Source organism: Pseudarthrobacter sp. NPDC058119, from assembly GCF_042884655.1.
Taxonomy (GTDB): domain Bacteria; phylum Actinomycetota; class Actinomycetes; order Actinomycetales; family Micrococcaceae; genus Arthrobacter.
Map to the genome: position 1 here is coordinate 318,068 of NZ_JBHVTN010000005.1, position 21,151 is coordinate 339,218.

Consider the following 21,151-nt stretch of genomic DNA (forward strand, 5'->3'; position numbering starts at 1 on the left):
CCGCCATCACACTTGCGGGGAAGGCACCCTGTTACTCGTCCGCCGGGAGGGGTAAGTTGCACGAATGGACGATTCATATCAGGTCATCGTGGTTGGCGGCGGATTTGCCGGGAAGGCCGCGGCTGAGGAGTTGGGCCGCAAAGGTGTCCGCGTGCTGCTGCTTGACGCCAACAGCTACCAACAGTTCCAGCCGCTCCTGTACCAGGTGGCGGCATCCCAGATCGGCGTGTCCACGGTGACGCGGCCGCTGCGGGCCGAGTTCCGCGGAATCAATAGCGTCCGGGTCCTGACGTCGACGGTGACTGCCATCGACGCGCCAAACCGGACCGTCACCACGGCCGACGGGTCCACGTACCGGGCCCAGGCGTTGGTGATCGCCACCGGGGCGGTGCCGAACTTCTTCAACACCCCCGGCGCGGATGAGCATGCCTACCCGCTGTACTCCGTGGCGGATGCCACCAGGCTCAGCGCGGCCATCACGGCCGTCCTGGATGAGGCCGACCGCGAGCCGGGAGCGGGCGCTGACGTCATTGTGGTGGGCGGTGGACCCACTGGCGTCGAGACGGCCGGCGCGCTCGCTGAAAACGTCAAGTACCTGGTGCCGAAGTACTTCTCGCCGGAGCTGGCCGATCGGTGCCATGTCCACCTGGTGGACATGGTTCCAAACGTCCTTGCCGCGTTTTCGGAGAAGTCGCAGGCGTACGCGCGGGACCGGCTGACGGAACTCGGCGTGCAGCTGCATATGGGCCAGCCCGTCGCCGAAGTCAGGCCGGACGGGGTGACCCTCAAGGGCGGGACGGTCATCCCCGCCCGGATCGTGGTCTGGGCCGGTGGCCTGCAGGCCGGGAAAATCATCACCGAGTCCGGCCTGGAGCAAGGGAGGGGCGGCCGGGTTGACGTCCGGCCCGATCTCACCGCGCCCGGCGCCGAGGGCGTTTATGTCCTGGGCGATTCAGCCAATATCACCGACGCCGGCGGGAACAAGCTGCCGCAGCTGGGGTCGGTAGCCCAGCAATCGGGCAAGTGGGCTGCGCGCAATATCTACGCGGACCTCACCGGCGGCGTGCGCGAGCCTTTCCGCTACTGGGACAAGGGGTACATGGCCATGGTTGGCCGCGGCGCGGCGGTGGCAGAGTTGGGCCGCCAGCGGCTCCAGTTGCAGGGGCCACTGGCCTTCGTGTCGTGGTTGGCGGTCCACTTGGCCCTGCTGCCGGGGTTCCAGCAGAAAGTCAGGGCGCTGTTTTCCTGGGCCAACGGTTACGTTACCCACAGCCCGTCCCAGGTGGTGGTAGGCAGGCCGGACTAGGTCAGCCTGTCCAATGACGGCGGCTTCATTGCCCTGGCGGGCCTGCCGCCGTCGTCAGTTCCTTTCGAAACTGACGAGCTGGCCCGCGGTGGTCCAGCCGGCCGATTCGTAGCGTGCGGCGGCTTCCTTCTCTACGACCATGTGCAGGTACTCGGCGCCGTGGAGGAACGCCTCCTCCGCCATGGCGGCGAACAGGCCCTGTTCGAAGGCTTCCTTATCCGGCCCCTGCGGCAGCTCGGTAACAGCCACCGCCGCGAAATCGTCCCGGACCTGGATGCGCCCCTTCGCCACAGGGTGGTCGAATACGGTTATTTCGACGGCGTCGAAGGTCTCCATGGGTGCCAAGGCGACCTGGGAGTTCTCAGGCAACTCCACCGCCCCGTTCAGCTCGGCCGTCGGGGCTGTGAGCAGCACCAGTTCGTCCACAGGTGCAAGGCCCCCTTGCAACTGGTCCTTTGCAGCATCGGCGTCGGCGCACAGCAGCGTGAGGCGCATTCCCTTCCCGGCTGCGGCCTTGCCTGCAAGCTCCCCAGCGCCGGGTCCCGGCCAGCGGGCCACGTACTCCTGGCTTTCCGGGTCCTGCCCGGCGGCCGCCCCCAGGACGAACCCTGAATCTACCTCGGCTGCATTGCGTTCCTGCAGGTCCGCCCACGCGGGAACCCAACCGATGGCGGGCAGGTCGTGTTCTTCCGGCATGGGGACTTCCTCACGTTCAGCACCAGCATGGCAGCGTCCGGTGCGTCTTGGCAGGGGCTTCCCTGTCAACGTATCCGATCGGCGCGCGGGCCGCCAGCAGGGCCGGAGGGGCCGCGCCGGGCTTGGCCGCGGCGGACAGCCTACGGCAGGTGCGCGAAAGACATCCCCGCCGAGAGCAGCTTGTCCAAGGCCTGCTTGACGCCTTCCGCTGTTCCCCCATTGGGGTGGTTGCCGTGGCAGATGACCACGTCGCCTGCCCGAGCCCTTCCCACCTCTTTGGCTACGACCGCGGCGGGAAAGGTGGCGCCGCCGTCGCCATTGATGCTGAAGCCCACCGGCTTCACGCCCAGCGCACCCAGGATGTCCGTGGCGACGTCGTCCAGGTAGGCGGTACCGGGGCGGAAGTATTTGGGACGCTTGCCGGTGATGTTTGCCAGAGCCTCGTCGTTTGGCATGACCTCGTCATAGACTTCCCCGGCGTTCCTGGTCCCCGGAATGCCGTAGGCCGTGTTGCCGGTGGTGGACAGCGGCTTGTGGGACGTTCCGTGGTTGGCGATCTCGAAGAGCGGGTCTGCTGCCAGCTGCCGCGTGGTGGCGGGGTTGGCTGCGATCCACCGCGAGTTCAGGAAGAGCGTGGCCGGGATGTGGCGCTGCCGCAGCGTGTCAAGAAGGGCCTGGTCGCAGCCGCTGCCGCCGGGGCCGCCGCAAAAGTCCAGGGTCAGTGCGATGCCCTGCCCTGGAGGCATCCGGGTCAGGACGCCGGGAGCCTCCAGGCCCCAGTACCGGGCCTGGTGCTTTCCGTAAGTGTCGACAACCTGGGCGCGTGACAGTACGGGCGCGGCCGGCGGGATGGGTGCGGGTTCGTCGCCGTCCGGACCGGAGTGCAGGACCGTCGAGTTGACGTCCCCGGGGCCGTCGTCGGCGGGCAGGTCAGAGGACGTCGCATCCTGCTTCTGGTTCGGCTGCAGGTCGGGCACAGCGGCGGACATTGTCAGCACAGCGGCCAGCAAGACGGCCCTGCGGCCGGGACCTTTTCCGTCCTGGCTCAGGTGCCGGGGGACATGTGGTTCCACTTCTAATTCCCGTTCCCTTGCTGTGCTGCGGGCCCCGTCCGGCCCCGCCGGCCTGGACATGCGGAGGTGGCAGGTGCAGGGTGGGTGCACCCTGCGGGAAAGGCGGCGTCGGAGGCTGCGGCGCGCGCAACAGCAGCCTGGGAGCTGGGGGTCATACCGGGAGGATACCTTGCCTGGCTTGCCGTTTCCTGAACTCCGCCCGGCGTCGGAGCGGCGGCCGTCATAATGGGCCGGGGCAGGGGGACTTTGGCCCCTTCCCCGTCCTTCAACGCAGGCGTCTAATGGAGGTTTGGCGCGGGCATGCCGCCCGCGGGAGAGCCAGTTCACGACGCAAGCATGGAAGCAGCCGGCAATGAACCTCAAAGACCGTTGGGCCCACCTGGACCCGGCCACCCGGAAGTGGCTCATCGACAACCCGGGGTGCCTGATCCTTCCCCGGACCATCACTGCGATGATCGTCAAGCAAAGCGGCGGGAGCCTTCCGACGGGGCTGCACGGTGAGGCCGCCATGTCCCACGAGGACCAGGCCTTCATCCGCTCGCAGCTCAACGGGATTCCAAAGAACTGACCGGCCGAAATTGCCGCTTAACCAGCGAAAAACCCCGGAAACCCCTAAAACAAGGGGCTGTCCGGGGTTTATCCCGAGCTTCCTATCAGAATCGAACTGATGACCTTTTCATTACGAGTGAAACGCTCTACCGACTGAGCTAAGGAAGCACCGCACGAAATCCCCGGCGGAACCGGGCGCTTCATGCAAGAGTCAACTGTAATAGAGTCCCCTCGCCCCGGTCAAAATGGGGCGGACGGAAGCCGCGGGAGCGGTCAGCAGACGGTGTTGTCGGCCGGCAGCTTGCCGCCCACCAGGTAGTTGTCCACCGCGTCCTCAAGGCAGCTGTTGGCCCGGCCGTAGGCGGTGTGCCCTTCACCGCGCCAGGTCAGCAGCGAGGCGTTCCCCAACTGCTTGCGCAACGACGCGGCCCAGGCAACGGGCGTGGCGGGATCGCCGGTGGTTCCGATGACAACGATGGGGGAGTCGCCGCTGTATTCCACCGGCGCAGGCGTGCGGACGTTCTTATAGGGCCAGTCGGCGCAGGTGGTCCCGCCGTAGGCGAAGAAGTAGCCCAGGGTGGGGGAGTCTTGTTCGAGCCGCTTCTCCTCCGCACGCATGCCGGCGGCATCCGAAACCATCGGGTAGTCGAGGCAGTTGATGGCGTTGAAGGCGAAGGTGGAATTGGACGTGTACGAACCGTCGGAGGCACGGTCGGCGCCCAGGTCCGCAAGCCGGAGCATGAGGCTCACATCGCCGGACATGGCCGCCTCAAGGGCCTGGGTGAGTGCCGGCCAGCTTTGGTCGTTGTACAGCGGCGTGATCAGGCCGCTGACAAACGTGGTTGCATTGACCAGCCGCCCGTCCTTGGCTGTGCGGGGTGTCTCCCGGATGGAGTCGATCAGGTCCCGGATCTGCTGCACGCCGGAGTCGGCGTTGCCGCTGAGCGGGCACTTCCCTTGCTTCTGGCAGCTCGCCACGTAAGTGTGCAGGGCTTTTTCGAACGCCTTGGCCTGGCCGCTGGTGAGCTCTTCGTTGCTGATGGAGGGGTCAAGGGCGCCATCGAGCACCATGCGGCCCACGTTGTCCGGGAACAGCGAGGCATAGGTGGATCCCAGGAACGTGCCGTAGGAGTACCCCAGGTAGTTCAGCTTGGAGTCGTTCACGACGGCCCGCAGGACGTCCATGTCCTTGGCGGCGCTGACGGTGTCGATATGGGCCATGACCGGGCCTGTTTGCGCGGCGCACTGCGCAGCGATGGCCTTGTTGTCCGCAAGGGCCGCCTGCAGCCCGGAATCGGTCTCAAGGGCGTAGATCTTGGCCCGGGAGGCGTCACGTTCGGCGTCCGACATGCACGTGACTGGGGCCGAGCGCTTTACGCCGCGCGGATCGAAACCGACGAGGTCGTAGGCGTTGCGGACTGCAGCCGAAAAGTGGGTTCCAGCGGCGTCCTTGACGAAGTCGTAGCCGGACGCGCCCGGGCCGCCAGGGTTGACCAGCAGGCTGCCGGTTTTCTTGCCCGTGCTCGGCGCGCGCAAGGCGGCCAACTGGATCGTCTCCCCGCCGGGATTGGCGTAATCCACGGGCACGGTCACTTTGGCGCACTGGAATTCCCCTTCGCACGCCTGCCACACGACTTCCTGCGAATAGAACTTCTCCAGCCCGGCAGGAGCAGACGCCACAATGGACGGATCAGCCTTGGCGGTGGCCGCCTCCGGCGGGTTCCTGTCGCCGCCGTTGAGGAGACTGCACGAGGCCAGGACCATGGCCAGGACCATGGCCAGGGCCATGGCGCCCGCTGCGCGGACGGCGACCGCCAGGGACCTGTGGCGTGCGGGCAGGGGGCGGGCAGTCATCGGGTCTCCTTGGAAGGCTGGATCAGGCTGGCCGCCATGGACTCTATGGTCAGCAGCGGGGCGACGTTGGTGGTGGTGATGCGTTCGCGGGCTTTGTTGATGGCGTCCATGCGGGCCAGCGTGGCTTCCGGGGTGGTGTGGGCTGCGAACTCCTCCAGCTCACCCCTCAGCTCAACGTTGACCAGTTCCACGGCGTTCCCCAGTTGGATGACCAGCACGTCCCGGTAGAAGGACAGGAGATCGGTGAGCGTCCGGTCCAGGGAGTCGGTGATGGACCTCTTGGCGCGGCGTTTCTGGTCGTCTTCGAGCTGTTTCACCTGGCTGCGCATTGCTGGCGGCAGGGTGCCGGACTCCGGTGCTCCCAGCGTAGCAAGGAGGCTGGCCTTCTCCGCGGCGTCGCGCTCCTCATTGGAGCTGTTCGCCTCCGCCGTGGCGATCTTGACCAGCTTGTCCGCCATCATGACGGCGGCCGTTACGCCGCGCAGTCCCAGCGGAAAACGGACAGTTTCCAGGCGGCGTTCCCTTGCGGTAGGATCCCTGGCCAGTCGGCGTGCGATGCCCACGTGGCTTTGCGCCGTCCGGGCTGCCTGTTCCGCGAGGGCCGGGTCTACGCCGTCGCGCCGGACCAGCAGCGCCGCGACGTCCGAGGCCGGCGGCAACCTGAGGGCCACGCTGCGGCAGCGGGAGCGGATGGTGACCAGGACGTCGGCGGGCGAGGGGGCGCACAGCATCCACACGGTGCGCGGCGTCGGCTCCTCGATGGCCTTGAGCAGAACGTTGGTGGTCCGTTCGGCCATGCGGTCGGCGTCCTCCACCACGATGATCCGCCAGCGGCCCGACGACGGCCGGTTGCCCGCCGTCGCAACAAGCTCACGGGCCTCGTCAATCGTGATGGTGACTTTTTCGGTGCGCACGAAGGTCACATCCGAATGGGTTTCGCCCAAGATCGTGTGGCACGCCTGGCATTGTCCGCAGCCACGAAGGCCCACGTCCTCCTGGTCGCAGTTCAACGCGGCTGCGAACGCTTTCGCGGCGTTGGAACGGCCGGACCCTGGAGGACCGGTGAACAGCCAGGCGTGGGTCAGGCCCTCACCGCCCGCGGCCTGGCGCAGTTGTTCGACGACGGCGGGCTGGCCCTGGAGGTCATCCCAAACGGTCACGAGCCACCACCGCCGGAGGCTGCTCCCGGCGCCGGCACCGGTACTGCCTCCTGCGCCGCCGATCCCGGTACTGCATCAAGCAGGGCGTCCACCCGGGCGAGGATCCGCCCGGCCAAGTCGTCAACCGGGAGGCGGGCGGGGAGGACCAGGTAGGACGCGGGCCGTCCGGCTGCAAGACCGAGGAACGCCTCACGGATGCGGGTGTGGAACTCGTCGGCTTCGGATTCCAGCCGGTCTTCGGCTGCCTGGCCGGCAGTCCTGCGGTGGCGCCCCAGCCCAGGGTCGACGTCCAGCAGGACGGTCAGGTGCGGCTGGAGGCCCGAGGTTGCCCACTCGTTGAGGCTGCGCACGGCGTCCTGGCCCAGGTTTCGGCCTGCCCCCTGGTAGGCCACGGAGGAATCTATGTAGCGGTCGGTCAGCACAATCTCGCCGCGGGCAAGGGCCGGGCGGATCACCTGGGTGGCGTGCGCGGCGCGGGAAGCGGCAAACATCAGGGCCTCTGTATGGGCGTCGATCTCGCCGTTGCCGTGGTCAAGCACCAGGGACCGCAGTTTTTCGCCGACAGGCGTGCCCCCGGGTTCGCGGGTACGGAGCACGGTGTAGCCGCGGGATTCAAGGGCCTCCGCCAGCCGGGCCGCCTGGGTGGACTTGCCGGCACCATCGCCACCTTCGAATGCGATGAATACGCCGGCCCTCTTTTTGTTCACTACTCAAGCCTACCGAGGCATGGCGACATTCCTGGCTTCCTGATACCCCCTGTGCAGGAGCAGTGGACGGACCGGCGTCCACAAATCGACACTGCTTTTCGGCCCGATTGGCTGCAACAGTACCCTTTTGACCATGAGTCTTTCCGAGCACCAGGCCGCGTCCCTTGCACCCGAGACCGTGGTGGTGGCGGCCGGACGGCCGCCGAGGGAGAGGGACCAGCCGGTCAATCCTCCCATTACCCTCTCCTCCACCTACTTCGGGACCGGGCCGCTCGGTGACGGCGACCGGGGCTACGGCCGGTACTCCAACCCCACCTGGGACCCGTTCGAGGAGGCACTCGGCCAGCTTGAGGGAGCGGCGCTGCCCGGGCTGCTCTACGCATCCGGATTGGCGGCGGTCAGCTCCGCGCTGTCCCTGATCCCGGCCGGCGGGGTGCTGGTCATGCCCAACCACAGCTACTCGGGCTCCCTGGTGATGGCCTCCGAACTCGCCAACAAAGGCTTCATCGAACTCCGGACCGTGGATATTGCCGATACCGGTGCGGTCAAGGATGCCCTTGCCCCCCAGGGACAGGATGCAAAAGCCGCCTCCATGCTGTGGCTCGAAAGCCCCACCAACCCCATGCTGGGGATCGCGGACATGGTCGCCGTCGCAGAAGCCGCCCATGCAGCCGGCGCAATGGTTGTCACCGACAACACCTTCTCCACGCCCCTGGTGCAACAGCCCCTGCTGCTGGGGTCCGACGTCGTACTCCATTCGGTGACCAAGTACCTTGCCGGGCACTCCGACGTCGTCCTTGGCGCCCTGGTTGCCTCCAACCCGGACATCCGCGCCGAACTGCTGCACCACCGCACCATCCACGGCGGCATCGCCGGTCCGTTCGAGTCGTGGCTGGCACTCCGCGGCCTGCGGACGCTCGCACTCAGGGTGGAGCGGTCGCAGGAATCAGCCATGGTCCTCGCGGGCCGCCTCGCAGTGCACCCCGCCGTCGAGTCCATCCGGTTCCCCGGGCTCGACACCGATCCGGGGCACGTCCGCGCGAAGGCGCAAATGAAGGGTTTCGGGTCCATCATCTGCATCCAGGTGGCCCCCGCGGCGGGCCTCAGCGGCGCCGACGCCGCGGACAAACTGGTGCGGGCACTGGAGCTCTGGCTGCCCGCCACGTCCCTGGGCGGCGTCGAGTCCCTCATTGAACGCAGGCGCCGGCACACAGCCGAACCCGCCAGCGTCCCGGAGAACCTGGTACGGCTGAGCGTCGGGGTGGAGGGCGTAGAGGACCTCTGGGCGGACCTGGAGCAGGCGCTGGACACGCTGGGCGGCTAGGCTGGGTCTGTGGACGGTCGACTAATCATCAGTTACGTAGAGCAGGCAGTGTTCTTCATTCTTGGCCTGGTGGCCCTGGGTCTTGAGCTGTGGGCGTTCGTGGACTGTGCCCGGCACCGGCCCAACGCCTTCGAAGCCACCGGCAAACGGACCAAGACCTTCTGGCTGGCCTTGACCGGCGGCTCGGCCCTGGTCGGCGTGATCTCGTTGTTCGGGTCCGGCGGAGGCCTCTTCAGCACCCTCGGCCTGTTCGGCCTGGCCGCGGTGGTCGCCGCTTCCGTTTACCTTGCGGACGTCCGCCCCGCCGTGAAGGACGCCGGCCGCGGCGGCAGCAGGAACATGGGCCCTTACGGCCCTTGGTGAACGGGCGCCACAGCGTCCCAGTCCACCGTCAGTTCCCCCAGGCGCCATCTGCCGGGGCCGTCCTGGACGGGCCACCCGGAGTTCCGCAAACTTCGGCACATGCCCACCCAGCGCTGCCGGTTGCCAAATGACGCAAGCGGAGCGCTGCCAAGCCATGCCTTGTCCAGGGCCTGCATAAAGGCGTGCACACGTTCACCGGGGACATTTCGGTGGATCAGGGCCTTAGGCAGCCGCTCGGCAACTTCGGAAGGCAGCTCGAAACTGCCGAAACGGACCGAGATGCTTAGGGACAGGGGACGCTCCCGGTCCAGGGCCACCCACGTGACGCGCCGCCCGATCTCATCGCACGTGCCGTCCACGAACAAGCCGCCGGGGGACAGCCGGTCCTGCACCAGGCGCCAGATGCCCTGCACATCGGCCTCCTCGTACTGCCGCAGGACATTGAAGGCCCGCACCAGCACGGGCTGCCCGGGAACGGGCAGCTCGAAGCCGCCCACCTGGAAGGTCAAGCCGGGACGCTGCAGCGGAAGCGCCGCCCGGACGCGCTCGGGCTCGATTTCGATGCCGCAGACCCGCACGTCCGGCCTGATAACAGCGAGCCTTTCGTAGAGTTCGACGGCGGTGGCCGGCGTTGCGCCGTACCCCAGGTCAACCACCAGCGGGTCCGCCGCGGACCGGAGGCGCCAGGCCTGCGGTCCCGTCAGCCACCGGTCAACCCGGCGCATCCGGTTCGGGTTGGTGGTGCCGCGGGTCACGTTGCCCACGGGACGGCCCTTTCCGGCCGCGGACGACCGTCCGGAAAGTTGCGGGGCGTCCACCCGCTCAGCCTTTTGAACCACCGCCCAACCCTATCCCCGCCCGGCGCCGGTGTCCCGCCCACCCCGGGCCTGCGTGATCCCTTGTAACGCTGGGCGGGCGGCAACACCGCTCGGCTAGGATGAAAATCATGACTTACAAGCTGATCCTGCTGCGCCACGGCCACAGCGAATGGAACGCCAAGAACCTGTTCACCGGTTGGGTGGACGTTGACCTGAACGACCAGGGCCGCGCGGAAGCAGCGCGCGGTGGCGAACTGCTGGTGGAGAACAACATCCTTCCGGACGTTCTCTACACCTCCCTGCTGAAGCGCGCCATCAACACCGCAAACATTGCACTGGACAAGGCCGACCGCGGCTGGATCCCGGTCAAGCGCGACTGGCGCCTGAATGAACGCCACTACGGTGCGCTGCAGGGCAAGGACAAGGCCCAGACCCTCGCCGAGTTCGGCGAAGAGCAGTTCATGGAGTGGCGCCGCTCCTACGACACCCCGCCGCCGCCCCTGGACGACAACAGCGAGTTCAGCCAGGCCCACGATCCCCGCTACGCGGACCTGGGCGACGCCCTCCCGCGCACCGAGTGCCTGAAGGACGTCCTGGTGCGGCTGCTGCCCTACTGGGAATCGGACATCAAGGAAGACCTCAAGGCCGGCAAGACCGTCCTGGTCACCGCCCACGGCAACTCGCTGCGCGCATTGGTCAAGCACCTGGACGGCATCAGCGACGAAGCCATAGCCGGCCTGAACATCCCCACCGGCATCCCGCTGGTCTACGACCTCGACGAGGACTTCCAGCCGGTCAAGCCGGGTGGAACCTACCTCGATCCCGAGGCCGCCGAGCAGGCTATCCTGGCCGTTGCTAACCAAGGCAAGAAATAAGCCTTTAACGCGTACGACGGCGGGCTGGCCACCTCAGGTGACCAGCCCGCCGTCGTATTCCAGCGGTTTGTGCCTAGCTGTGCTCGGTGGCGTTCGGCTGCCACGCACCCGTCACGAGGTACGTGACCTTTTGGGCCACGGATACGCCGTGGTCCGCGAAGCGCTCGAAGTAGCGGCTGGCGAGGGCAACGTCCACCGTGGTGGCCGGGGACTCGGTCCACTCGGGAGCAGCAATGGCCTTGAAGACACTCAGGTGCAGGTCGTTAATGGCAGTGTTCGCCTTGAGGATGTCGCGGGCCACCTCAAGGTCGCGGCTCTCGAGCAGGACCGTCAGCTTGTCTGCGATCTCCTGGTCGAGTTCGGCCATCCGGTTAAAGGTCTCCGTCATGGATTCCGGGATCACCATGGAGGGGTACCGGAGGCGGGCCAGCTGTGCGATATGCCGGGCCAGGTCACCCATCCGCTCCAGGGAGGCGCTCATCCGGAGGGACCCTACGATCATGCGCAGGTCGCTGGCGACAGGACCCTGCAGCGCCAGGATGTCGATGGCCCGCTCATCCAGGCTGTTCTGCAGGAAGTCAATGCGTGCGTCCGCAGCGATGACGTCCTGGGCGAGGTCAACGTCCGCTACCTGGAATGAGGTAGTGGCCTTCTCCATCGCTTCGCTGACCAGGCGGGAGATCTCCACCAGCTGGTCACCAACCTGGGTGAGCTCTTCCTGAAAAACCTTACGCACGTGGGCGTCCTTTCCTTGGAACTCCCGCCGGCCGCTCCAGGGCAGCAGGAATCGTATCGCCGTTGGGCGCTCTGACCTTTAACTTTGTCATCGCCCGGTAAACGATTATCCCCACACAGGTGAACGTTAGTTGAACCTACGCCGTAAGTGGCCGGAGTCGGCTGGAGGCGACAGGCAAGAGCATAAAGTGGACCTGTGGATCCTATGCTCATTGGTCTGGTTGCCGGCCTTATCGGCCTGGCGCTTGGCACGTTTGGCGTGCTTGCCTACCGGGTCAGCGAGAAACAGCGCGAACTGCTGGATGTCGATGCCGGGGAACTCGCCTTGCCGGCCGGCGCCGCGGAGGTGCTTGCCGTCGTCGGCCGCGCGTTTGTGGTGCTTGACGACGTCGACGGCGTGGTCCGTGCCAGCCCGGCAGCCTACGCCTACGGCCTGGTCCGCGGGCACACCGTAGTCCATAAGGAACTCCTGGATATGACCGCGGGGGTCCGGCGGGACGGCGTCATCCTGGAAAAGCAGCTCGAGCTTCCGCGCGGACCGCTGGGACAGGGAACCATCATCGTCCAGGTGCGGGCGGCCATGCTGGGGGAGGAATACATCCTGCTCCTTGCTGATGACCGGACCGAAATCACGCGGACCGAAGAGATCCGCAACGACTTCGTCGCCAACGTCTCGCACGAACTGAAGACCCCGGTGGGCGCCATCTCCCTGCTGGCGGAGGCCCTGGAATCCTCCGCCGATGACGAAGAAGCCGTGCGGCGCTTCGCCAAGCGCATGCACAAGGAGTCCGCCCGCCTGGCCGCACTGGTCCAGGACATCATTGAACTTTCCCGCCTCCAGGGCGCCAGCGTGACGCAGCAGGGCGGTCCCGTTGATATCAACGCGGTGATCGCGGAGGCCGTGGACCGGTCGCAGCTCCCCGCCGAAAGCAAGAACATCAGCATCGTGGTGGGCGGCAGGACGGAAGGGAAGGTGTTCGGGGACCAGGACCTCCTGGTCACCGCGCTGCGGAACCTCATCGACAATGCCATCCGCTACTCCCCGCCCAACACCCGCGTCGGCATCGGGGTCCGGTCCAGGGACGGCCTGGTATCCGTTTCCGTCACCGACCAGGGGGACGGGTTGTCGCCGGAGGACCAGGAACGCGTCTTCGAGCGCTTCTACCGGGTGGACGCGGCGCGGTCCCGGCAGACGGGCGGTACCGGCCTTGGCCTGAGCATCGTCAAGCACGTGGCATCGAACCACGGAGGCGAAGTGACGCTGTGGTCCCAGCCGGGCCAGGGATCGACCTTCACCCTTCGGCTGCCCGAGATGGAAGGGCAGGACGGCGACGCCGGGACCTCCAGTTCCGTCGAGCCGGCACTGCCGCCCGCCCAGGGGACGCCGGAACAGCCCACTCTTACCCAAGTATCACGCGCCGCCGGCGCAACAGAACGAGGAGCTAGCGCTTGAGCAGGATTTTGATTGTCGAGGACGAGGAGTCGTTCAGCGATCCCTTGTCCTATTTGCTGGGCAAAGAAGGATTCGAGGTTGAGGTGGTGGACAACGGGCTGGACGCCATCACCGAATTCGACCGCAACGGCGCCGACCTGGTGCTGCTGGACCTGCAGCTTCCCGGGCTTTCCGGCACGGAGGTGTGCCGCCAGCTCCGCCAGCGCTCCACCGTTCCCGTGATCATGCTGACCGCCAAGGACTCTGAAATCGACAAAGTGGTGGGCCTGGAGCTCGGCGCGGACGACTACGTCACCAAGCCCTACTCCTCCCGGGAGCTGGTGGCCCGTGTCCGGGCCGTCCTGCGCCGCCAGGGCGAGCCGGAAGAACTGATTTCCGCCACCGTCCAGGCCGGCCCTGTCCGGATGGACATCGAACGGCACGTGGTGAGCGTGGACGGCGAGCAGGTCCTGCTTCCCTTGAAGGAGTTCGAACTGCTCGAGATGCTCCTCCGTAACTCGGGCCGGGTGCTCACCCGTGGCCAGCTGATCGACCGGGTGTGGGGCTCCGACTACGTTGGCGACACCAAGACCCTGGATGTCCACGTGAAGCGCCTCCGCGGAAAGATCGAACCGGATCCTTCGGCCCCGCGGTACCTGGTGACCGTCCGGGGCCTCGGATACAAGTTCGAGCCGTAGGCCGGAAAATACCGCAAAAAAGGGAGGAGCCCCGTGGGCTCCTCCCTTTTTGTGTCTGTTTCTACCAGCGTCCGCCCTAGCGGCTGGTGGCAGTCGCCGTTGCCGTGGCGCTGGAGGTCGCGGAGGCGGAGGAGGTTGCACCCGCGCTGGCCGACGAAGAGGACGACGGCGTGGATGTCGCCGAAGGGCTGGGGGTGGGGACGTAGTCCTTGTACTCCTGGAGGGTGGCGTCCAGGACAGGGACCTTGACCGTGCTGCTGACGTTGGTGCCGTTCTCGCTGATCTTGACGTCCACCAGGGAGCCCGGCTTGCCGCCGGTGGTGCTCAGGATGGCCGCGTCCGTCTTGTCGGTCAGCATGGTGGAGGAATTGGCCTTCACCGGAATCTCGGTCTGTGAGCCCTTCGCGCCGTTGACGGTGAGCTTCACATCCTTGGAGGAGGAGTTGTAAACAGCGCCGATCAGGCGGCCGGGCTCGTCTTCGCCGGTGGAAACGATCAGGATGTTCCGCAGCTGCAGCGGACCGAGGTCCGCGCGGATGCCGTCCGAGGCGGAGTACTGGTGGCTGGTCTGCTGGGGCGTGATGTAACCGCAGCCTGCGGTCAGCAGGCTGGCGCCAAGGGCAGCAGCCGTCAGTGCCAGTTTGCCGCGCTGGGCCCGGTTCATCGCAGTGGAACGCACGTCACGTACTCCTCAAGAAATTTGAAGTCTTTTTCAGCCATAGCCTATCCGCAAAGAGGGGCAAACGAGGATTCGGCAGTGTCACATCCCCTGTGGGAGCGCTCACCACATGCACTAATCCGCGCATCCGTCAAGGGGGTGGAGGGGGTCGATTGGGCCGTTTTCCCGCGTATTTTCGCGGTTGGGAGACCTTTCTCCGGCCGGTCATATGCCTGAATCGTGATAAACTGGTCTGCGGGAAAGGGGAAATGTCCACATGGTATTTGAGGTCGGCGAGACAGTAGTTTACCCTCACCACGGTGCTGCGAAGATTGAAGAAATCAAGATGCGCACCATCAAGGGCGAAGAGAAGATGTATCTCAAGCTCAAGGTGGCTCAGGGTGATCTGACCATTGAAGTTCCAGCAGAGAACGTTGACCTTGTTGGGGTCCGGGACGTAGTGGGCAAGGAAGGCCTGGAGCACGTGTTCGATGTGCTCCGTGCCGAGTTCACCGAGGAACCCACCAACTGGTCACGCAGGTACAAGGCAAATCTGGAGAAGCTTGCTTCCGGTGACGTCATCAAGGTGGCAGAGGTTGTTCGCGACCTGTGGCGCAGGGATCACGACCGGGGCCTTTCCGCAGGCGAGAAGCGAATGCTGGCCAAGGCCCGCCAGATTCTGATTTCAGAATTGGCGCTGGCTGAAAAGACCGACGAGGAGAAAGCGGCAAGCGTTCTCGACGAGGTCCTGGCTTCCTAAGAATTTAGCCCCGGCTGCACGCACGTGCCGCCGGGGCTTTTTTTGGGCCCACCCCCGGTGGTGTCCCAGGCACCCAAGCGATGGTGCGGCGTCGTAGGCTAGTCCGCATGAGTGAATCACCCACGCGCCTGGTCACAGCAGTCATCGTGGTTGCCGCAGGTTCCGGGCAACGCCTTGGCTACGGCATGCCCAAGGCAGCAGTGCCCCTGGGCGGAGAGCCGATCCTGATGCATGCCCTGCGGGGCATTGTTGCTTCAGGCGTGGCCAGCCAAGTGTGCGTGGCCTTGCCTCCCGGCGACGAAGGCCTGCGCCAGCTGTGCGACGACTTCCAGGAGGAACTTGCCGACGGCGGCCCCCTCCTGACCGTCGTTGACGGCGGATCCACCAGGCCCGCGTCCGTCCGCGCCGGAATCGCTGGGCTGATGGAAGGCATCGAAGCCGTCCTCGTCCACGACGCCGCCCGTGCCCTGACCCCCGAATCCGTTTTCCACCGTGTCTCCGACGCCCTGGTCGCCGGCGCCGCGGCAGTCATTCCGGTTCTCCCGGTCGTGGACACGGTCAAGACAGTTGCGGCTACCACCGGCAGCGACGCCGCGGTTGCCCCCGAAGTTGTCACCGGCACCGCCCGGCGCGAGGAACTGCGGGCGGTGCAGACCCCGCAGGGCTTCACCCTCGGCACGCTGCTGCAGGCGCACGAGGCCGCCCAGGCCTTGGACCAGCAGCAGGCAGCGGCCGTCACCGACGACGCCATGCTCGTGGAAATGCTGGGCACCGCGGTGCACGCCGTCCGCGGGTCGACACAGTCCCTGAAAATCACCACGCCCCTTGACCTCATCTTCGCCGAAGGCCTCCTCGAGGGCCCGCTCGGTGCCAGGTGGGTGGAGGGATGAGCCCGGACACCGTCCTGCCCCGCACCGGGGTGGGTATCGACGTCCACGCCTACGCCCCCGAGGATTCCCCGCGCGCGCTGTGGCTTGGTGGCCTGCTCTGGCCCGGCGAACGCGGCCTCGCCGGGCACTCTGATGGTGACGCCGTGGCCCACGCTGCAGCGGACGCCCTGTTCTCGGCTGCCGGCATCGGCGACCTTGGCACCCACTTCGGGACGGACCGCCCGGAGTTCGCCGGCGCTTCCGGGGTGACCCTGCTGGCCGAGGCAGCCCGGATCGTCCGGGCTGCAGGATTCGAGATCGGCAACGTCGCCGTGCAGTTCGTCGCCAACCGGCCCAAATTCGGGCCGCGGCGGGAAGAATCGCAAAGGGTCCTGAGCGAGGCGGCAGGCGCCCACGTTGGCGTCACGGCAACCACCAGCGACGGCCTGGGATTCACCGGGCGCGGCGAGGGAATCTCCGCCGTAGCCACCGCCTTGGTGTACCCCCGGCCCGCCGCACCCATCGGCTAGTCTGGAGCGGTGACCCTGCGCTTCTATGACACCGCCTCCGCCGACGTCCGGAATTTCGTCCCCCTCGTCGAGGGCAAGGTCAGCCTCTACTACTGCGGCGCGACCGTCCAGGGGATGCCGCACGTAGGCCACATCCGCTCCGCCATCGCTTTCGACCAGCTCACCCGCTGGCTGCAGTACCGCGGCCTGCGCGTCACGGTTGTCCGCAACGTGACGGACATCGACGACAAGATCCTCGCCAAGTCCCAGGCCTCATTTGCCCCGGACTTCAGCCCCGAGCCGGGCGAGGTGGCCCGCGAGGACTGGTGGGCCCTGGCATACCGCTACGAACAGGAATTCCTGAAGGCTTACGACGCCCTGGGCGTCTCCCGCCCCACGTACGAACCCCGGGCGACCGGACATATCCCCGAAATGCATGCACTGATCCAGCAGCTCATCGACCGCGGCCACGCCTACCCGGCGCTGGACGACTCAGGCGATGTGTACTTCGACGTCCGCTCCTGGGACAAATACGGTGCGCTGACCCGGCAGAACATCGATGACATGCAGGCGGCGCCCGACGCCGATCCCCGCGGCAAGAAGGACCCCCGCGACTTTGCGCTGTGGAAGGGTTCCAAGGAAGGGGAACCGGCCACCGCCAGCTGGTCCTCGCCCTGGGGTGCCGGGCGCCCGGGCTGGCACCTCGAATGCTCCGCCATGGTGACCAAGTACCTCGGTGCCGCCTTCGACATCCACGGCGGGGGCCTGGACCTCCGTTTCCCGCACCACGAAAACGAGATGGCGCAGTCGCAGGCAGCCGGGCACCCATTCGCCAACTTCTGGATGCACAACGGCATGGTGACGTACCAGGGCGAAAAGATGTCCAAATCCATCGGCAACACCATCAGCCCGGCCGAAATGCTCGAACTCGCCCCACCGCGCGTGGTGCGCTACTACCTCGGCCAGGCGCACTACCGGTCCATCCTTGACTACCGTCCCACGTCCCTGCAGGAGGCAGCGGCGGCCGTCGAACGCATCGACGGATTTCTGGCGAAGGCTGCGGCACGCTTCGGCGGGGATGCGGGCCCTGTCGACGGCAGCCACGGCTCCTCATCCGCGAATGTCCAGGCATTCCGGGACGCCATGGATGATGACCTCAACGTCCCGCGCGCCCTGGCAGCACTGCACGAGACGGTCAGGGCGGGCAACACAGCCCTTGCAGACGGGGACGACGACGGCGCCCGGAGCGCCCTGCACGCCGTCGTCCTGATGACGGACGTCCTGGGGCTCAACGCCGTCGCAGGCTCGGAAAAAGCCAGCACGCGTGAGGCCGAGGCGCTCGACGTCCTGGTCGAGGCGCAGCTCTCGGCCCGGGCTGATGCCCGCGCCGACAAGGACTGGGCGAAGTCCGACGCCATCCGGGACACCCTCAACCAGGCAGGCATCCTGGTGGAGGACGGTCCGGACGGCGCCACCTGGAGCCTCAAGCGGGACTGAACAGGCCGCTGTCCCCGATTTTTTTCGGGTCAGTAGACTGGTAGCCAGATTCAGTCAGCACAATCAAGGGTGGGACATCATGGCCAACAATGGTCGCCGATCGGTTAAAGCGAAGAAGGGCCCAACCGTCGGAACCGGTGGCCATGGCCGCAAGGCCCTCGAGGGCAAGGGCCCCACGCCCAAGGCCGAGGACCGGGTCTACCACAAAGCGCACAAGGCCAAGCAGCTTGCCGAACGGTCCGCAGCGAAGCGGGGGACCGGGGCCCGCAGCGCCGGCGCCGCGAAATCCGGCCCCAAGGGGCGTGCCACCGAGGAAGTAGTCACCGGACGCAACTCCGTGGTCGAGGCGCTCCGTGCCGGTATCCCGGCGAAGGCACTCCACGTTGCCATCCGCATTGAAATGGACGACCGGGTCAAGGAATCCCTGAAGCTTGCCGCCGAACGTGGCATCCCGCTGCTGGAAACCGGTAAGCCTGAACTGGACCGGATGACGGACGACGCCGTCCACCAGGGCCTGGTCCTGCAGATCCCGCCCTACGAGTACCTCGACGCCTACGAGCTCGCCGAGGAAACCGTGGACAAGTGGAAGAAGGGGCACATCTCCAACGCGCCGCTCTTCGTTGCCCTTGACGGCATTACCGACCCCCGTAACCTGGGTGCGATCATCCGCTCCGTCTCCGCTTTCAGCGGCCACGGCGTCATCGTGCCCGAGCGCCGTTCCGTGGGCGTGACCGCCTCGGCATGGAAGACCAGCGCCGGTGCCGCCGTCCGCGTGCCCGTGGCCCGTGCCTCCAACCTGAACAACGCGCTGAAGCAGTTCAAGAACATGGGCATCTACGTCCTGGGGCTCGACGGCGACGGCGACGTTTCGCTGCCTGACCTCACGCTGGCCACCGAACCGGTGTGCATCGTGGTGGGCTCGGAAGGGAAGGGTTTGAGCCGGCTGGTCCGGGAAAACTGCGACCAGATCGTCTCCATCCCCATCGATTCCGCCATGGAGTCCCTGAACGCTTCGATGGCCGTGGGCATCTCGCTGTACGAGGTTTCCCGCCAGCGCTCCGCGGGATAGCTTCGGCGGCCCGTAACGTGCGGGCGGATTCCAAGGCGCCGCAGGGGCGTCCGGGCAGGTCAAGTGCCGCTGGCCGCTACTATTTAGGTGATGGTCATGCCGCTTTTCGACACTGCTTCCACCATGGACGCCTCCTCGGCTGTTCCCCTCGGTGTCAGCGTCCCGCGCGCTGATTCCGGCGGTACCCGCCACCACACCGGCGGACGCGCAAACGTCGCCTGCTTCGCCCCCGGCGTCGCCAGCCTGGACATTGCGTACTGCCCTCCCGGTGGCCAGTGGCGGATCCAAACGCTGCCCAATGTCACCAAGGGCGTCCACCACGGCATCGTGGAGGACCTGCCGTATGGATCGCGCTACGGTTTCCGCCCGACGTCGGACGCCCAGCCGTTGCCCCCGGAGCTTCCGGCAGGCAACGGCTCCGGACGCCAGCCGCTGCTGCTGGATCCGTACGGCAGGGGAGTGGACCAGGACGGCGGCTTCCTCACCAGCGTCCGCACGGCCGTGGACTTCGACTGGGAAACCGACGAACGGCTGCGCCTTCCCTGGCGAAACACCATCGTCTACGAGGCGCATGTCCGCGGCCAGAGCATGCTCCATCCCGATGTGCCGGAAGAGCTAAGGGGCACCTATGCCGGCCTGGCCCACCCCGCCGTCGTAGAGCACCTCACCAGCCTGGGCATTACGTCCGTCCAGCTCCTGCCCGTCCACTTCCACATCGATGAGCCACACCTGCAGGACCTGGGGCTCAGCAACTACTGGGGGTACAACACCGCAGCGTTCTTCGCCCCGCACCCCGGCTACGCCACCCGCCCGGCCCAGGAAGCGGGCCCGCAGGCTGTCCAGGACGAGTTCAAGGCCATGGTGAAGGCACTTCATGCCGCCGGGCTGGAAGTCATCCTCGATGTCGTCTACAACCACACCGCCGAGGGCACGGCGGACGGCCCTGTCCTGAGCTTCCGCGGCCTCGGTGAAGACACGTACTACCGCGTGGACGGCAGCGGCAAGTACATCGACACCACCGGCTGCGGCAACACCCTCAACTTCGGGGACCAGCACGTGGTCCAGCTGGTGACGGACTCCCTCCGCTACTGGGTGGACGAATTCCACATCGACGGCTTCCGGTTCGACCTCGCAGTCACGCTCTGCCGCAATGCCGCAAACGAATTCGACCCCCACCACCCCTTCCTCACGGCCGTCGCCGCCGATCCCGTCCTGGCCGAGGTGAAGCTGATTGCGGAGCCCTGGGACGTTGGCTACGGCGGCTGGCAGACCGGGCGGTTCCCGCGCGGGTGGGTGGACTGGAACGACCACTTCCGCGACGCCGTCCGGACATTCTGGCTGGCCGACCGGGCAGCCATCGATTCCGGCGGGCACGGCGGGACGATGGCAAAGCTTGCCGACGCCCTGTCCGGTTCCGCCGGCCTCTTCCAGGCCTCCGGCCGTTCGCGCCTGGCATCGGTCAATTTCGTCACCGCCCATGACGGCTTCACCATGAATGACCTGGTGTCCTTCGACCGCAAGCACAATGAGGACAACGGCGAGGAAAACAGGGACGGGCACGGGGACAACCGCAGCTACAACCACGGCGTTGAGGGCCCCACCGAGAACGGCGCAATCCTGGAGCAGCGCGCCCAGTCGCGGCGCAACCTGATGGTGTCGCTGATGGTCTCGCTCGGCGTCCCGATGATCACCGCCGGGGACGAGCTGGCACGGACGCAGCACGGAAACAACAACGCCTACTGCCAGGACAACGCCATCACCTGGCTCGACTGGACGCTGACGCCAGAGGCACACGAGATGCTGCGCAGCACCAAACGGTACATCCGGCTGCGCAAGGAGTTCCTGGCTGCCCAGCCCCACGACTTCCCGGTCCGCGACGAACAGTCCTACCTCTACTGGTTCGACCAGCACGGCCAGCCCATGTCCGCCGAGCGCTGGAACGATCCGCAACACCGCGTCCTGCAGCTACTGCTCCGCGACGACGGCGGCGACCTTGCCGGCCTGGTAGTGGTCAACGGCGGCGCCCACGATGTCGAGGTCACCCTGCCGGACGCCGGAAAGCCGTCTCCGGGCCTGTTCGAGCTGCGGCTCACCACTTCGCCCCGCCACAAGGAGCGGCAGGGAATCCAGGTGGCGGCGGGGGAGATCGACCTTGCCGAGGCCAACTCCATCAGCATCTACCGCACGTAGACTCCTCCC

General features: G+C 66.6%; 21 protein-coding genes and 1 tRNA gene. 13 read left to right on the forward strand and 9 right to left on the reverse strand.

Annotated elements, in window-relative coordinates; translation table 11 throughout:
• Positions 1-64 precede the first annotated feature (64 nt).
• On the forward strand, positions 65-1,306 hold the full coding sequence (locus ACFVTD_RS13235) for an NAD(P)/FAD-dependent oxidoreductase (protein WP_387563516.1): 1,242 nt from the start codon (positions 65-67) through the stop codon (positions 1,304-1,306).
• Between the two features lie 54 nt (positions 1,307-1,360).
• On the opposite strand, the gene ACFVTD_RS13240 is transcribed toward ACFVTD_RS13235, so the two are convergent.
• Both ACFVTD_RS13240 and ACFVTD_RS13245 read right to left on the reverse strand, forming a co-directional pair.
• Positions 1,361-2,002 (reverse strand): hypothetical protein, encoded by a 642-nt coding sequence (locus ACFVTD_RS13240; RefSeq protein ID WP_387563519.1) that lies wholly within the window; start codon positions 2,000-2,002, stop codon positions 1,361-1,363.
• A 140-nt stretch (positions 2,003-2,142) separates the two neighbouring features.
• Positions 2,143-3,075: a polysaccharide deacetylase family protein gene (locus ACFVTD_RS13245; protein ID WP_387563521.1), complete on the reverse strand. Its 933-nt coding sequence runs from the start codon at positions 3,073-3,075 to the stop codon at positions 2,143-2,145.
• Positions 3,076-3,427: 352 nt separating this feature from the next.
• Here ACFVTD_RS13245 and ACFVTD_RS13250 point away from each other — a divergent pair, with 352 nt between their 5' ends.
• Positions 3,428-3,643, forward strand: coding sequence for a hypothetical protein (locus ACFVTD_RS13250; protein ID WP_387563524.1), 216 nt, complete (start codon positions 3,428-3,430; stop codon positions 3,641-3,643).
• A 76-nt stretch (positions 3,644-3,719) separates the two neighbouring features.
• Here ACFVTD_RS13250 and ACFVTD_RS13255 read toward each other — a convergent pair.
• From ACFVTD_RS13255 to tmk, 4 genes are all read right to left on the reverse strand, one after another.
• Positions 3,720-3,792: transfer RNA gene (locus ACFVTD_RS13255), tRNA-Thr, on the reverse strand.
• Between the two features lie 105 nt (positions 3,793-3,897).
• Positions 3,898-5,478, reverse strand: a complete 1,581-nt coding sequence (locus tag ACFVTD_RS13260) for an alpha/beta hydrolase (protein ID WP_387563527.1) — start codon at positions 5,476-5,478, stop codon at positions 3,898-3,900.
• Positions 5,475-6,638, reverse strand: coding sequence for a DNA polymerase III subunit delta' (locus ACFVTD_RS13265; protein WP_387563530.1), 1,164 nt, complete (start codon positions 6,636-6,638; stop codon positions 5,475-5,477). Before ACFVTD_RS13265 ends, ACFVTD_RS13260 begins: the two co-directional genes overlap by 4 nt.
• Positions 6,635-7,345, reverse strand: coding sequence for a dTMP kinase (tmk, locus tag ACFVTD_RS13270; protein ID WP_387563533.1), 711 nt, complete (start codon positions 7,343-7,345; stop codon positions 6,635-6,637). The genes ACFVTD_RS13265 and tmk overlap by 4 nt, the downstream gene beginning before the upstream one ends.
• A 133-nt stretch (positions 7,346-7,478) precedes the next feature.
• Between tmk and ACFVTD_RS13275 the strand changes: the two genes are divergently transcribed.
• Complete coding sequence (locus ACFVTD_RS13275; protein ID WP_387563536.1) at positions 7,479-8,669, forward strand: trans-sulfuration enzyme family protein; 1,191 nt, start codon at positions 7,479-7,481, stop codon at positions 8,667-8,669.
• Positions 8,670-8,678: 9 nt separating this feature from the next.
• Entirely contained in the window at positions 8,679-9,032 is a 354-nt protein-coding gene (locus ACFVTD_RS13280) for a DUF2516 family protein (RefSeq protein WP_387563539.1), read from the forward strand.
• On the opposite strand, the gene ACFVTD_RS13285 is transcribed toward ACFVTD_RS13280, so the two are convergent.
• Positions 9,017-9,871: a class I SAM-dependent methyltransferase gene (locus ACFVTD_RS13285; protein WP_387563542.1), complete on the reverse strand. Its 855-nt coding sequence runs from the start codon at positions 9,869-9,871 to the stop codon at positions 9,017-9,019. The two genes, ACFVTD_RS13280 and ACFVTD_RS13285, sit on opposite strands and share 16 nt — an antisense overlap.
• A gap of 107 nt (positions 9,872-9,978) precedes the next feature.
• Here ACFVTD_RS13285 and ACFVTD_RS13290 point away from each other — a divergent pair, with 107 nt between their 5' ends.
• Complete coding sequence (locus ACFVTD_RS13290; protein WP_387563545.1) at positions 9,979-10,725, forward strand: phosphoglyceromutase; 747 nt, start codon at positions 9,979-9,981, stop codon at positions 10,723-10,725.
• A 73-nt stretch (positions 10,726-10,798) separates the two neighbouring features.
• Here the strand turns inward: ACFVTD_RS13290 and phoU are convergent, their stop codons facing one another.
• Positions 10,799-11,461 (reverse strand): phosphate signaling complex protein PhoU, encoded by a 663-nt coding sequence (phoU, locus tag ACFVTD_RS13295; protein ID WP_387563548.1) that lies wholly within the window; start codon positions 11,459-11,461, stop codon positions 10,799-10,801.
• Between the two features lie 204 nt (positions 11,462-11,665).
• On the opposite strand from phoU, the gene ACFVTD_RS13300 reads away from it, so the two are divergent.
• Positions 11,666-12,913 (forward strand): sensor histidine kinase, encoded by a 1,248-nt coding sequence (locus tag ACFVTD_RS13300; protein ID WP_387563605.1) that lies wholly within the window; start codon positions 11,666-11,668, stop codon positions 12,911-12,913.
• Positions 12,910-13,590 (forward strand): response regulator transcription factor, encoded by a 681-nt coding sequence (locus ACFVTD_RS13305; RefSeq protein WP_141180782.1) that lies wholly within the window; start codon positions 12,910-12,912, stop codon positions 13,588-13,590. Before ACFVTD_RS13300 ends, ACFVTD_RS13305 begins: the two co-directional genes overlap by 4 nt.
• Positions 13,591-13,666: 76 nt before the next feature.
• Here ACFVTD_RS13305 and ACFVTD_RS13310 read toward each other — a convergent pair whose 3' ends face one another.
• Positions 13,667-14,254 carry a hypothetical protein gene (locus ACFVTD_RS13310; protein WP_387563608.1) on the reverse strand — a complete coding sequence of 196 codons (588 nt, stop codon included), beginning with the start codon at positions 14,252-14,254 and terminating at the stop codon, positions 13,667-13,669.
• A 271-nt stretch (positions 14,255-14,525) separates the two neighbouring features.
• On the opposite strand from ACFVTD_RS13310, the gene ACFVTD_RS13315 reads away from it, so the two are divergent.
• The 6 genes from ACFVTD_RS13315 (at position 14,526) to glgX (ending at position 21,142) form a co-directional block, all read left to right on the forward strand.
• A complete protein-coding gene (locus tag ACFVTD_RS13315; RefSeq protein ID WP_011690592.1) occupies positions 14,526-15,008 on the forward strand; it encodes a CarD family transcriptional regulator in 483 nt (160 codons plus the stop codon).
• Positions 15,009-15,115: 107 nt separating this feature from the next.
• Positions 15,116-15,898 (forward strand): 2-C-methyl-D-erythritol 4-phosphate cytidylyltransferase, encoded by a 783-nt coding sequence (gene ispD, locus ACFVTD_RS13320; protein ID WP_387563551.1) that lies wholly within the window; start codon positions 15,116-15,118, stop codon positions 15,896-15,898.
• Positions 15,895-16,407 (forward strand): 2-C-methyl-D-erythritol 2,4-cyclodiphosphate synthase, encoded by a 513-nt coding sequence (gene ispF, locus ACFVTD_RS13325; protein ID WP_387563554.1) that lies wholly within the window; start codon positions 15,895-15,897, stop codon positions 16,405-16,407. Before ispD ends, ispF begins: the two co-directional genes overlap by 4 nt.
• A 9-nt stretch (positions 16,408-16,416) precedes the next feature.
• Positions 16,417-17,883 (forward strand): cysteine--tRNA ligase, encoded by a 1,467-nt coding sequence (gene cysS, locus ACFVTD_RS13330; protein ID WP_387563557.1) that lies wholly within the window; start codon positions 16,417-16,419, stop codon positions 17,881-17,883.
• A gap of 79 nt (positions 17,884-17,962) precedes the next feature.
• Complete coding sequence (rlmB, locus tag ACFVTD_RS13335) at positions 17,963-18,952, forward strand: 23S rRNA (guanosine(2251)-2'-O)-methyltransferase RlmB (RefSeq protein WP_387563560.1); 990 nt, start codon at positions 17,963-17,965, stop codon at positions 18,950-18,952.
• 90 nt (positions 18,953-19,042) lie between these two features.
• A complete protein-coding gene (gene glgX, locus ACFVTD_RS13340; protein WP_387563563.1) occupies positions 19,043-21,142 on the forward strand; it encodes a glycogen debranching protein GlgX in 2,100 nt (699 codons plus the stop codon).
• Positions 21,143-21,151 lie beyond the last annotated feature (9 nt).

Bases quoted from the DNA above. Each gene is read 5' to 3' on its own strand.
- ispD (WP_387563551.1), top strand. From the start codon at position 15,116: ATGAGTGAATCACCCACGCGCCTGGTCACAGCAGTCATCGTGGTTGCC.
- ACFVTD_RS13300 (WP_387563605.1), top strand. From the start codon at position 11,666: ATGCTCATTGGTCTGGTTGCCGGCCTTATCGGCCTGGCGCTTGGCACG.
- ACFVTD_RS13315 (WP_011690592.1), top strand. From the start codon at position 14,526: ATGGTATTTGAGGTCGGCGAGACAGTAGTTTACCCTCACCACGGTGCT.
- ACFVTD_RS13250 (WP_387563524.1), top strand. From the start codon at position 3,428: ATGAACCTCAAAGACCGTTGGGCCCACCTGGACCCGGCCACCCGGAAG.
- ACFVTD_RS13240 (WP_387563519.1), bottom strand. From the start codon at position 2,002: ATGCCGGAAGAACACGACCTGCCCGCCATCGGTTGGGTTCCCGCGTGG.
- ACFVTD_RS13275 (WP_387563536.1), top strand. From the start codon at position 7,479: ATGAGTCTTTCCGAGCACCAGGCCGCGTCCCTTGCACCCGAGACCGTG.
- glgX (WP_387563563.1), top strand. From the start codon at position 19,043: ATGGTCATGCCGCTTTTCGACACTGCTTCCACCATGGACGCCTCCTCG.
- ispF (WP_387563554.1), top strand. From the start codon at position 15,895: ATGAGCCCGGACACCGTCCTGCCCCGCACCGGGGTGGGTATCGACGTC.
- ACFVTD_RS13235 (WP_387563516.1), top strand. From the start codon at position 65: ATGGACGATTCATATCAGGTCATCGTGGTTGGCGGCGGATTTGCCGGG.
- ACFVTD_RS13290 (WP_387563545.1), top strand. From the start codon at position 9,979: ATGACTTACAAGCTGATCCTGCTGCGCCACGGCCACAGCGAATGGAAC.
- rlmB (WP_387563560.1), top strand. From the start codon at position 17,963: ATGGCCAACAATGGTCGCCGATCGGTTAAAGCGAAGAAGGGCCCAACC.
- ACFVTD_RS13310 (WP_387563608.1), bottom strand. From the start codon at position 14,254: ATGAACCGGGCCCAGCGCGGCAAACTGGCACTGACGGCTGCTGCCCTT.
- ACFVTD_RS13260 (WP_387563527.1), bottom strand. From the start codon at position 5,478: ATGACTGCCCGCCCCCTGCCCGCACGCCACAGGTCCCTGGCGGTCGCC.